The following is an 11,806-nucleotide window of genomic DNA, read 5'->3' as shown; positions in this document are numbered from 1 at the left end:
TGATGACCACCACGGATGCCGCGGCTGCTCGCACCCGCCTGTCGACCCGCGCGGTCGCACAGGTGGTGCGGGTCGGCCGCGGCATCCGCTGGTACCTGACCTCGCTCATGGGCGACAACGCCTACGCGGTCTACGTCGCGCACCAGCGCCGCACCCACCCCGAGGCCGAGCCGCTGACCGAACGCCAGTTCTGGCGGCAGAAGATGGACGACCAGGACCGCAATCCCGGCGCCCGCTGCTGCTGAGCGGCGGTGTCTGCGACCGGCGCGTCACGGGATCGCGGCGTTGCCCAGATTGCCCGTCACGTAGAGCGCGATGAGTGCCACCCCGACGAGCCCGACGATCACGCACAGCACGATCGTCACGCGTCGGCTCATCGGATGCTCACTCTCGTCTCGGGATGCCGTGAGCGTATTGCCGGACGGGCACCACGGCAACGGCCACTCCCGCGATTTAGGCTGAGCGCATGACCGACGCGACCGTGCTGGCCGCCGTGCTCGGGGTGGCGGGCGGCGTCGCGCTGACGGTGCTGCTGCTGCTCGCGCGCCGGCTCGCGAAGGGTGCGTCCGACCTCGGCAGCGATGCCGAGCAGGCCGGATTCCGGGCGCTGCACGAGGCGAGCCTCGCCGCTCCCCACCTGCGCGGCGGGCTCGACGCCCCCGACGTCGAGCGGGCGGCCCGCCATCTGCGGTCACTGCTCGGCAGTGCGGCCGTGGCGATCGTCGGCTCGGACGGGGTCGTCGCCTTCGACGGGCACCCCGGTCAGGCGAGCCTCGACAGCGCCGCGTCGCGCATCGCGGCGCGCGTGCGGACGACGGGGCGGCGACAGGTGTTCCCCCGCGGCGAGGGCGGCGACGAGCTCGAGGCGGTCGGCGCGCCCATCGTCGTCGACGGCGACACGATCGGCGTCGTCGTCGCGTTCGCGGCGCCGGTGCGCGCGACGCTCGTGCGGGCAGCCGGTGAAGTCGCCGACTGGTGTGCGGCGCAGCTCGAACTCGGACAGCTGGATGCCTCGCGCACGGCGCTCGCCGAAGCCGAACTGCGCTCGCTGCGCGCCCAGATCTCGCCGCACTTCATCTACAACGCGCTGACCGCGATCGCCTCGTTCATCCACACCGATCCGCCACGTGCGCGTGAGCTCGTGCTCGAGTTCGCCGACTTCACCCGCTACTCGTTCCGCAGGCAGGGGGAGTTCACGACGCTCGCCGACGAACTGCGCAGCATCCACTCCTACCTCGAGCTCGAACGGGCCCGCTTCGGCGAGCGCCTGCAGGTGACGCTGACGGTCGCGCCCGAGACGCTCGCGACCGTCATCCCCTTCCTCTCGGTGCAGCCGATCGTCGAGAACGCCGTGCGCCACGGGCTCGAGCCGGGCGAGGGCGGCGGCACGATCCGCCTCGCCGCGCGCGACGACAACACCCACACCGAGATCACGGTCGAAGACGACGGGGTCGGCATGGACCCCGACGCACTGCGCACGCTGCTCACGACCGCCGCAGACGGTGCGCACGTCGGCATCCGCAACGTCGACACCAGGCTTCGACAGCTGTACGGCCCCGACGGGGGACTCATCGTCGAGACGGCGACCGGCGCCGGTACCCTGGTGAGGATGCGGATCCCCAAGTCGCAGCCCATGCATCACACCGATGCCGGCTGACGCGAGCGGCCTGAACGAACGCCGGAAAGGTGCCCCCGTGATCGACGTGCTCGTCGCCGACGACGAGCGCCCAGCGCTCGACGAACTGGTGCATCTGCTGCGCGCCGACGAGCGCATCGGCGAGATCCTCACCGCGACCTCCGGTGCCGACGCGCTGCGGCAGCTGTCGGAGCGGGCGGTCGCCGTCGCCTTCCTCGACATCCACATGCCCGGCCTCACCGGGCTCGAACTCGCCACCGCACTCGCCGGCCTCGCCACACCCCCGGCGGTCGTGTTCGTCACGGCGGACGATGCGCGCGCTGTCGACGCGTTCGATCTTCGGGCCGTGGATTACCTGCTGAAGCCGGTGCGCGCCGAGCGGCTGCGTCGCGCCGTCGACCGGGCGATCGACCTCGCCGCGACCGGCGGCGAACCGGCAGACCCCGACGACGTCGTGCCCGTGACGGTGGGCCAGACGGTGCGGTTCATCCGCCGCAGCGACGTGCGGTGGGTGCAGGCGCAGGGCGACTACTCCAGGCTGCACACCGATGGCGGGGATGCCGTCGGCCACCTCGTGCGCATCCCCATCTCCGAACTCGAACAGCGCTGGGAGGCGGTCGGGTTCGTGCGGGTGCACCGCTCCTACCTCGTGCACGCCGCGGCGGTCACCGAAGCCCGCCTCGGCGGCGGTGAGCCGACCGTGTCGGTCGGGGCGGTGTCGCTGCCGGTCAGCCGACGGCTGCTGCCCGCCGTGCGCGACGCCCTCGTCGGCGACCGAGGCAGCGACCGGGGCTCGGAGCGGGGCTCGGAGCGAGGCACCGGGCGATGACGGGTGAGGCGCCGAAGCGGGTGCGCGTCACCGGCGCCCCGGCACGCCCCGCGGGGTCGAGCAGGTCCGACCCGACGCGCGGCATCGCCCTCCCCGGCGCGCCCGCCGACGAAGCGGATGCCGTGTACAGCCGTGCATTGCGCCGAACCCAGCTGCGGCTGGCGCTCGGCACCGTCGCGGGGTTCGTCGTGGTGGTCGTCGCGATGACTGTTGCGCTGGTGTGGGTGCCTGAACTCGACGATGTCGCCATCGCCGGCATCCCACTGTCGTGGCTGCTCCACGCGTTCGCGTTCTATCCGGTCATCGCACTCTTCGCGCTGCTCTACGCGCGCGCCGCGACCCGCAACGAGCAGCGGTACCGCGCCCTGCAGGAGCGCCCGTGAACCCCGCGCTCGACCTCACCGCTGTCGCCGGCGTCGCACTCGTCACGGTGCTGATCGGCGTGTACGGCGTGCGGGTCTCACGCACGACGAGCGACTTCTTCGTCGCCTCGCGCACGGTGCGGCCGGTGTGGAACGCGTCGGCCATCAGCGGCGAATACCTCTCGGCCGGCACGTTCCTGGGGCTCTCGGGCGCCGTGCTCCTCGGCGGTGCGCAGGGCTTCTGGTTTCCGATCGGGTACGCTGCCGGCTACCTGTTGGTGCTCGTGTTCGTCGCGGCCCCGCTGCGCCGAAGCGGTGCCTACACGATCCCCGACTTCATCGAGGCGCGGCTGCAGTCACAGCTCGCGCGGCGGGTGACGAGCATCATGGTGCTCGTCATCGGATGGCTCTACATCGTGCCGCAGCTGCACGGCGCCGGCATCACGCTCGCCGTCGTCGCCGGCCTGCCCACCTGGGTCGGGGCCGTCCTCATCGCGGTGCTGGTCGCCGGGGCGGTCGCGGCGGGTGGGATGCGGGCGATCACGTTCGTGCAGGCGTTCCAGTACTGGCTGAAGCTCACCGCGCTGCTCGTGCCGGTCGTGTGCATCGCGTTCGTGTTCACCGGCGGCCCGCAGCCGGTCGACGTCGCCGAGCTGTTCCCGCCCGCGGCGGGGCCGGCCGGGCTCGACGCGTACGCCTCGGCATCCCTCATGCTGGCGCTGCTGCTGGGCACCATGGGCCTGCCGCACGTGCTGGTGCGGTTCTACACGAGCCCCGACGGCGTCGCCGCGCGCCGCACGACGGTGCTCGTGATCGTCATGGTGAGCGTCTTCTACGCCGTCTCGAGCGCTATGGGGCTGCTCGCCCGCGCGCTCGCCCCCGACCTCGCCGAACCGGGCATCGCCGACACGGTCGCCCTGCTGCTGCCGTCGCGCGTCTTTCCCGGGCTGCTGGGCGAACTGCTGACGGCGCTCGTCGTCGCCGGCGCCTTCGCCGCGTTCCTCGCGACCTCGGCCGGGCTCGTCGTGTCGCTGGCGGGTGTCGTCAGCCAGGACGTGTTCTCGGGGTCGGTCCGCTCGTTCCGCCTCGCTGCCGTCGTCTGCGCGCTCGTGCCGCTCGTCGTGGCGCTCGTCACTGCACCGGCCGGACTCGTCTCGAGCGTCGGCGCGGTGTTCGTGTTCGCGGCATCCACCCTCTCGCCCGTCCTGCTGCTCGGGGTGTGGTGGCGCGGACTCACCGCGCGCGGTGCCGTCGCCGGGATCGTCACCGGGGCCGTCGCCTGCACGCTCTCGCTCGTCGTGCACGCCGCCGTCGACGGCGTCGGCGTCGCGGCCCCGCTGCTCGCCCAACCCGCCGCCTGGACGATCCCGCTCGCCACCGCCGTCACCGTCGCCGTCTCACTGCTTGACCGACGCGACCCGCCGCCGCACACCGACCGGTATCTCGCCCGCCTGCACCGGCCCGAGCGGGCCTGACGCGCCGCGGCGCGCGAGCGTGGGGCAGACTCGTGTGGTGACCGATCCGACGCCGCTGATGGACCGCATCCCCGCCGGATCCGAACCCGACGACGTCTACGACGCGTTCGCGGGCTGGGCGGGCGACCGCGGCTTCGCGCTGTACCCGGCACAGGACGAAGCGATCATCGAACTCGTCTCGGGCGCGAACGTGGTGCTCGCGACGCCCACCGGCACCGGCAAGTCGCTCGTCGCCGTCGCAGCACACGCGGCGTGCCTGGCTCGCGGCGGCCGCACCTACTACACCGCGCCGATCAAGGCGCTTGTGAGCGAGAAGTTCTTCGCACTCGTCGAGATCTTCGGCGCCGAGCGGGTCGGCATGGTCACCGGCGATTCGTCGGTCAACCCCGACGCGCCGATCGTGTGCTGCACGGCAGAGATCCTCGCGAACCTCGCCCTCCGCCAAGGAGCGGATGCCGTCCCCACGCCCCCTCCAGGCGTCGCTACCGCGCCGCCCGGAGCCTCCGGGCGCGTGGGCCCAGTCGATCAGGTCGTGATGGACGAGTTCCACTACTACGGCGACCCCGAGCGCGGCTGGGCGTGGCAGGTACCGCTGCTCACCCTGCCCCGGGCACAGTTCCTGCTGATGTCGGCGACCCTCGGCGACGTCACCGACATCGCCGATGACCTCACCCGCCGCACCGGCCGCGCCACGGCGCTCGTCACCGGCGTCGAACGCCCTGTGCCGCTGCACTTTTCCTACGAACGCCGCCCGGTGCACGATGTCGTCGCATCGCTGCTCGAAGAGCACGAGACCCCCGTCTACATCGTCCACTTCTCGCAGGCCGCCGCCGTCGAGCGCGCCCAGGCACTCTCCAGCGTCAAGGTCGCCGACCGGGCCCAGCGCGATGCCATCGCCGAGGCGATCGGCGGATTCCGGTTCACCACGGCATTCGGCAAGACGCTGTCGCGGCTCGTGCGGGCGGGCATCGGCATCCACCACGCTGGCATGCTGCCCCGCTACCGGCGCCTCGTCGAAACCCTCGCCCAGCGTGGCCTGCTGCGGGTGATCTGCGGGACCGACACGCTCGGCGTCGGCATCAACGTACCCATCCGCACGGTGCTGATCACGGCGCTCAGCAAGTACGACGGCACCCGGATGCGGCAGCTCACCGCCCGTGAGTTCCACCAGATCGCGGGGCGTGCGGGCAGGGCCGGCTACGACACGTACGGCAACGTCGCCGTCATGGCGCCGGAGTGGGAGATCGAGAACGCCGTCGCGCTCGCGAAGGCCGGCGACGACCCCGCCAAACGCAAGAAGATCGTTCGGAAGAAGGCGCCCACCGGCATCGTCAACTGGGGCGAGGGGTCGTTCGAACGGCTCGTCGCCGCCCAGCCCGAACCGCTCGTGCCGCAGCTGCAGCTCACGGCCGCGATGCTCATCAACGTCATCGGCCGAGGCGGTGACGTGTTCGGCGCGGTCCGTTCGCTCGTGTTCGACAACCACGAGCCGCCCGCGCGCCGGTACGAGCTGGCCCGCCGCGCCCTCGCGATCTTCCGCACCCTGCGCGCCGCCGAGATCGTGGAGGTGGATGACGCCGGCATCCACCTCACCGTCGATCTGCAGCCGAACTTCGCCCTCAACCAGCCGCTGTCGCCGTTCGCGCTCGCCGCCCTCGACCTCCTCGATCCCGAGTCGGACACCCTCCCCGTGCCGAACTCCGGAGAATCCACGCCGGTGGGCCCGGGGGAGCCGGATTCGGCCGATCCCACGCCGAATCTCAGGAGTTCGGCACGTACCTCGACCGGCACCGGCCACTACGCGCTCGACGTCGTGAGCGTGATCGAGGCGACGCTCGACGACCCGCGCGCGATCCTGGGGCAGCAGGAGTACAAGGCGCGCGGCGAGGCGGTCGCGGCGATGAAGCGAGACGGCATCGAGTACGACGAGCGGATGGCGCTGCTCGAAGAGATCACCTACCCGAAGCCGCTCGATGAGCTGCTGGCGCAGTCCTTTGAGGTGTTCGCGTCGAGCCAGCCGTGGGTGCGCGACTTCGAACTGCACCCCAAGTCGGTCGTGCGCGACATGTTCGAACGGGCGATGTCGTTCGGCGAGTTCGTGTCGTTCTACCAACTCGGCCGCAGTGAGGGCCTGGTGCTGCGCTACCTCAGTGACGCGTACCGGGCGATCCGGCAGACCGTTCCGGCCGACGCTCGCACCGACGACCTGATGGATGTCATCGAGTGGCTGGGTGAACTCGTCCGCCAGGTCGATTCGAGCCTCATGGACGAGTGGGAGGCCCTCGCCAATCCCGCCGACGACCCGGATGCCCCCGTCGTGCCGCCCGCGCCCCCGTCGGTCATCGCGAACCGCCGCGCGTTCACGGTGCTCGTGCGCAACGAGCTGTTCCGCCGGGTGCAGCTCGCCGCGCTGCAGGACGACGACGCGCTCACCGAACTCGACCCCGACGTGGACTGGCCGGCGGCGCTCGATGACTACTACGACGAGCACGCCGAACTGCTCACCGGCGGCCCCGCCCGCTCGCCCCGGCTCGTGCAGATCGTCGAGGAGCCTGAGCGCTGGCTCGTGGAGCAGACGCTCGATGACCCCGAGGGGCATCACGACTGGCGCATCCGCGGCACCGTGGACCTCGCGGCATCCGTCGAGGCCGGCACTGCCGTGCTCACCGTGACCGAGGTCCTGCGACTCTGACACGGGCGACCCTGGCCGGGTGTCGCCGGCACGGGCCATGATGGGGCGATGGCCACGCACCTCGCGTTCCTGCGCGCGATCAACCTCGGGTCCAAGCGCATCTTCCCGAAGGCCGACATCCAGCGCGTCGTCACGGATGCCGGCTTCGAAGACGTCGCGACCCACCTCAATACCGGCAATGTGCGCTTCGACACCCGGATGCGGTCGACCGAGCGCATCGCCGAGCGGCTCGAGCAGGCGTTCGCCGCCGACCGCGGGTTCGATGTGCCGACGATCGTGTTCTCGGCGTCGGAGTTCGCCGATCTCGCCGCCGCATCCGACGCGCTCGACGAGGCGCACCCGGGGCTCGCACGGCACTATGTCTACCTCTTGAAGGCGCCGCTGCCGGCGGCCCGCGCGAAGCAGGTCGAAGCGACCTCCCGCACGGATGTCGGTCGGATGCTGGTGCGCGGACGCGCCGTGCACGCCCTGTTGCTGCCCGGCTATCAGGACGGTCAGGTCGATCCGCTCGGCGCCGCGAAGCTGCTCGACGAGGGCACGAACCGCAACGCGAATGTCGTCCGCACCCTCGCGTCGAAGTGGTGCTGAGCACACAATGGATGGCGGGGGATGAGCGCACCATGGATGAGAAGTCAGACCGCGTCACAGCGGAGGCCGAGAAACTCGGCGGCGCCAAGGATGCTGGGGCCACCGACGCGCGGGCGATGAGACTCCGCGCAACCATCACCGACGCCCAGGCTGCGTTCTCGGGCGTGGATCTGGGGGCCGCTGCCGAGGACCTCTTCGACCCCGCAACCGGCCTTCCGCGCTCGGCCTCCGAGTGAGCGCGTGGGGATGACCGGCACCGGGTGTCGGCGGCCCGGGCTATCGTTGGGCGGGTGAGTGGAGCAGGCGGCTGGAGCGATGACCCGTACGCCGACCTCGACTGGAATCCCGACGACCTCGTTCCGCCAGACGACCACGACGCCCCGCCACCGCCGGAGTATGACGGATACGCGGGTGCGCTGTCACGGGCGACACGCGACACCCCGGCATCCACCCCGCCGCGGCAGCCTGCGCAGCGGCCCGCATCAGCCCCGCGTCCGGCAGCGATCGCTCCTGCCGTGCTGCAGCTCGACGCGCGCGACCATGTCGGCGCCGACCCCGTCGCCGTGCTCAAAGAGGTCTTCGGGTACGACGCGTTCCGCGGCGACCAGGGCGAGATCGTCCGCCACGTCATCGACGGTGGGGATGCCGTCGTGCTCATGCCCACCGGCGGCGGCAAGTCGATCACCTACCAGGTGCCCGCACTCGTGCGACCCGGCACCGGGCTGGTCGTCTCGCCCCTGATCGCCCTCATGCACGATCAGGTCGATGCGCTCACCGCCAATGGTGTGCGCGCCGCCTACCTCAACTCGACGCAGAGCCCGGGGGAGCGTGCCGGCGTCGAGCAGGCATATCTCGCCGGTGACCTCGACCTGCTCTACGTCGCCCCCGAGCGTCTCAGCGTGCCCGCGACCACGGCGCTGCTGCAGCGGGGGGCGCTCAGTGTCATCGCGATCGACGAGGCGCACTGCGTGTCGCAATGGGGTCACGACTTCCGTCCCGACTACCTCGCGCTCGGTGACCTCGACGAGCGGTTCCCGGGTGTTCCGCGCATGGCTCTCACTGCCACCGCGACCCGCGCCACCCACAAGGAGCTCACCGAGCGCCTGCGGCTGCCGGACGCGAAGCACTTCGTCGCCAGCTTCGACCGGCCCAACATCCAGTACCGCATCGAGGCGAAGGCCGAGGTGCGCCGCCAACTGCTCGCGTTCATCCGCGGTTTCGATACACCGGGCCAGGGGCCCGGCACTCAACCACCGGGTTCACGCGCATCTGGCATCGTCTACGCGCTCAGCCGCAAGTCGGTCGAGCAGACGGCCGAGCACCTGCGCACGCAGGGCGTCGACGCGCTGCCGTACCACGCGGGCCTCCCGGCCGAGGTGCGCGCGGCGAACCAGGCCCGGTTCCTGCGCGACGAGGGTGTCGTCATGGTCGCGACGATCGCGTTCGGCATGGGCATCGACAAGCCCGACGTGCGCTTCGTCGCGCACATCGACCTGCCGAAATCGGTCGAGGGGTACTACCAAGAGACCGGTCGTGCCGGCCGCGACGGCGAACCGGCCGTCGCATGGATGGCGTACGGTCTCGCCGACGTCGTTCAGCAGCGGCGCCTCATCGACCAGAGTCCCGGCGACCGCACCTACAAGATGCGCATGGGGCAGCACCTCGACGCGATGCTCGCCCTGTGCGAGACGGTCTCGTGCCGCCGCGTGAACCTGCTCGGCTACTTCGGGCAATCCTCCGACCCGTGCGGCAACTGCGACACGTGCCTCACCGAACCCGACACGTGGGACGGCCTGGTCCCCGCACAGAAGCTGCTGTCGACAATCGTCCGGTTGCAGCGGGAGCGCAACCAGGCGTTCGGCGCCGGGCACCTCATCGACATCCTCCGCGGCGGCTCGACCGAACGCATCCGCCAGCAGGGCCACGACAAGCTCGCGACCTACGGCCTCGGCGCCGACCTGTCGGAGCAGGACTGGCGCTCGGTCGTGCGGCAGCTGCTGGCCCGCGGCATCCTCGTCGCCCGCGGCGAGTACGGCGTGCTCGCGCTCGGCGACCCGGCTGCCGCTGTGCTACGCGGTGATGAGCCGGTGCCGTTGCGTCGCGATGTGCTCGGTCGCACCGGCGGTGGGTCGCGGGCACGCAAGGCGTCGGCGGCGGATGCGGTGGCCGACGGAGACCGCGACCTGTTCGAGGCGCTGCGCACCTGGCGCGCCGGTGTCGCGAAGGAGCAGGGCGTGCCCGCCTACATCGTCTTCGGCGACGCGACGCTGCGCGCTCTCGCCGAGCATCGACCCCGCACGACCGCCGACCTCGAGGGCATCACCGGCATCGGCGCGAAGAAGCGCGAGGCGTACGGCGAAGCCGTGGTCGCTGTGATCGCCGCCGACTGACCGTAGGCTGACCGCGGACGACGAGGTCCGAGGAGGCACCCGCATGACCGCGAGCAGCATCGAAATCGCCCAGGCCGCTGAGCTGCGGCCCATCACCCGCATCGCCGAATCCCTCGGCATCCCCGAAGACGCGGTCGAGCAGTACGGGCGGTACAAGGCGAAGGTGTCGCTCGGCCACCTCGCCGGTCTCGCCGATCGCTCCGGACAGGCCCAGGGCAAGCTCGTGCTCGTCACCGCCGTCTCGCCGACGCCGGCAGGTGAGGGCAAGACCACGACGACCGTCGGGCTCGGCGACGCGCTGACCCGCATCGGCGAACGGGCGATGATCTGCCTGCGCGAGCCCGCGCTCGGCCCCGTCTTCGGCATGAAGGGTGGCGCGACCGGCGGCGGCTACGCGCAGATCGTGCCGATGGAAGACATCAACCTGCACTTCACGGGCGACTTCTCGGCGATCGGGGTCGCCACGAACCTGCTCGCCGCGCTCATCGACAACCACATCCACCAGGGCAATGCCCTCGGTATCGACCTTCGCCGCATCACGTGGCGGCGGGTGCTCGACGTGAACGACCGCGCCCTGCGCGACATCGTCGTCGGGCTCGGCGGGACCGGCAACGGGTACCCGCGCGAGGCCGGTTTTGACATCGTCGTCGCCTCCGAGGTGATGGCGATCTTCTGTCTCGCGACGAGCATCGCCGACCTCAAACAGCGTCTCGGCGAGATCGTCGTCGCCTACAGGCACGACCGCACGCCAGTGCGCGCCCGCGACCTCGACGCGCACGGTGCGATGACCGCGATCCTGCGCGACGCGCTCGCGCCGAACCTCGTGCAGACCCTCGAGCACACGCCCGCGTTCGTGCATGGGGGGCCGTTCGCGAACATCGCCCACGGGTGCAATTCGGTGCTCGCGACGCAGTCGGCGCTGAAGCTCGCCGACTACGTCGTGACCGAGGCCGGGTTCGGTGCGGACCTCGGGGCTGAGAAGTTCGTCGACATCCTCTGCCGCACGTCGGGGCTGCGCCCCGCAGCGGCCGTCATCGTCGCGACGGTCCGGGCGCTGAAATACCACGGCGGGGTGGAGGTCGCCGACCTCGCAACCGAAGACGTGGATGCCGTGCGCCGCGGCGCCGTGAACCTTCGCCGCCATCTGTCGACGGTGCGCGATGTGTTCGGACTGCCCGCCGTCGTCGCCATCAACCACCGCGCCGAAGACACCCCTGCAGAACTTGCCGCCGTCGAAGAGGCCGCCCGCGCCGAGGGCGTGGAGGCGGTCGTCGCGCGCCACTTCGCCGAGGGCGGTGCCGGCGCCGAAGCCCTCGCGCGGGTGGTCGTGGAGCTGTGCGCCGAACCGAGCACGCTGCGGTTCACCTACCCCGATGATGCGTCGCTGTGGGACAAGATGACCGCCATCGCGACCCGGATCTACGGCGCCGGCGAGATCACGGCATCCTCCGCGGTGCGCGCTCAGATCCGTCGACTGCAGGACGATGGCTACGGCACGCTGCCGGTGTGCGTCGCGAAGACGCAGTACTCGTTCTCGACCGACGCGAATCTGCGCGGGGCGCCGACGGGGCACAGCGTCGATATCCGCGAGGTGCGTCTGGCTGCCGGCGCCGGGTTCGTGATCATGGTGTGCGGCGGCATCATGACCATGCCGGGGTTGCCCGCGACGCCCGCGGCGGCCTCGATCGACGTGGATGCCGAGGGCCGCATCGTCGGGCTGTTCTGACGCTCGCGCGGCCGGGTGAGCGCCGCGATGTCGGGAGGTCACAACCGTCCGCGGCGTCGCCCCCGACGCGGATTGTGTAGACCACCCAACAAGGTTGATGCACAGTTG

The 11,806-nt window shown here is 71.2% G+C and carries 10 protein-coding genes; all 10 read left to right on the top strand.

Going from position 1 to position 11,806, the window contains the following annotated elements:
- The first annotated feature begins 2 nt into the window (after positions 1–2).
- The 10 genes from AC3ENX_RS08435 (at position 3) to AC3ENX_RS08390 (ending at position 11,698) form a co-directional block, all read left to right on the top strand.
- On the top strand, positions 3–245 hold the full coding sequence (locus AC3ENX_RS08435) for a YbdD/YjiX family protein (protein ID WP_434811423.1): 243 nt from the start codon (positions 3–5) through the stop codon (positions 243–245).
- Between the two features lie 221 nt (positions 246–466).
- Positions 467–1,657, top strand: coding sequence for a sensor histidine kinase (locus AC3ENX_RS08430; protein ID WP_434811422.1), 1,191 nt, complete (start codon positions 467–469; stop codon positions 1,655–1,657).
- Between the two features lie 37 nt (positions 1,658–1,694).
- Positions 1,695–2,465 (top strand): LytR/AlgR family response regulator transcription factor, encoded by a 771-nt coding sequence (locus tag AC3ENX_RS08425; protein ID WP_434811421.1) that lies wholly within the window; start codon positions 1,695–1,697, stop codon positions 2,463–2,465.
- A complete protein-coding gene (locus AC3ENX_RS08420) occupies positions 2,462–2,848 on the top strand; it encodes a heavy metal transporter (protein WP_434811420.1) in 387 nt (128 codons plus the stop codon). The genes AC3ENX_RS08425 and AC3ENX_RS08420 overlap by 4 nt, the downstream gene beginning before the upstream one ends.
- Positions 2,845–4,302, top strand: a complete 1,458-nt coding sequence (locus AC3ENX_RS08415) for a sodium/solute symporter (protein ID WP_434811419.1) — start codon at positions 2,845–2,847, stop codon at positions 4,300–4,302. The genes AC3ENX_RS08420 and AC3ENX_RS08415 overlap by 4 nt, the downstream gene beginning before the upstream one ends.
- A gap of 58 nt (positions 4,303–4,360) precedes the next feature.
- Positions 4,361–6,994 (top strand): DEAD/DEAH box helicase, encoded by a 2,634-nt coding sequence (locus AC3ENX_RS08410; RefSeq protein WP_434811530.1) that lies wholly within the window; start codon positions 4,361–4,363, stop codon positions 6,992–6,994.
- A gap of 48 nt (positions 6,995–7,042) precedes the next feature.
- Positions 7,043–7,582, top strand: a complete 540-nt coding sequence (locus tag AC3ENX_RS08405) for a DUF1697 domain-containing protein (protein WP_434811418.1) — start codon at positions 7,043–7,045, stop codon at positions 7,580–7,582.
- Positions 7,583–7,614: 32 nt separating this feature from the next.
- Entirely contained in the window at positions 7,615–7,818 is a 204-nt protein-coding gene (locus AC3ENX_RS08400) for a hypothetical protein (RefSeq protein ID WP_434811417.1), read from the top strand.
- A gap of 54 nt (positions 7,819–7,872) precedes the next feature.
- Positions 7,873–9,972: a DNA helicase RecQ gene (recQ, locus tag AC3ENX_RS08395; protein WP_434811416.1), complete on the top strand. Its 2,100-nt coding sequence runs from the start codon at positions 7,873–7,875 to the stop codon at positions 9,970–9,972.
- A gap of 43 nt (positions 9,973–10,015) precedes the next feature.
- The gene (locus tag AC3ENX_RS08390; RefSeq protein ID WP_434811415.1) at positions 10,016–11,698 is read left to right on the top strand and encodes a formate--tetrahydrofolate ligase; all 1,683 of its coding nucleotides are present in this window, start codon (positions 10,016–10,018) and stop codon (positions 11,696–11,698) included.
- Positions 11,699–11,806 lie beyond the last annotated feature (108 nt).

The organism is Microbacterium sp. bgisy189 (genome assembly GCF_057707225.1).
This window is presented reverse-complemented; position numbering and strand designations above follow the sequence as displayed.

Bases quoted from the DNA above. Each gene is read 5' to 3' on its own strand.
- AC3ENX_RS08390 (WP_434811415.1), top strand. From the start codon at position 10,016: ATGACCGCGAGCAGCATCGAAATCGCCCAGGCCGCTGAGCTGCGGCCC.
- AC3ENX_RS08400 (WP_434811417.1), top strand. From the start codon at position 7,615: ATGGATGAGAAGTCAGACCGCGTCACAGCGGAGGCCGAGAAACTCGGC.
- AC3ENX_RS08405 (WP_434811418.1), top strand. From the start codon at position 7,043: ATGGCCACGCACCTCGCGTTCCTGCGCGCGATCAACCTCGGGTCCAAG.
- AC3ENX_RS08435 (WP_434811423.1), top strand. From the start codon at position 3: ATGACCACCACGGATGCCGCGGCTGCTCGCACCCGCCTGTCGACCCGC.
- AC3ENX_RS08430 (WP_434811422.1), top strand. From the start codon at position 467: ATGACCGACGCGACCGTGCTGGCCGCCGTGCTCGGGGTGGCGGGCGGC.
- AC3ENX_RS08420 (WP_434811420.1), top strand. From the start codon at position 2,462: ATGACGGGTGAGGCGCCGAAGCGGGTGCGCGTCACCGGCGCCCCGGCA.
- AC3ENX_RS08410 (WP_434811530.1), top strand. From the start codon at position 4,361: ATGGACCGCATCCCCGCCGGATCCGAACCCGACGACGTCTACGACGCG.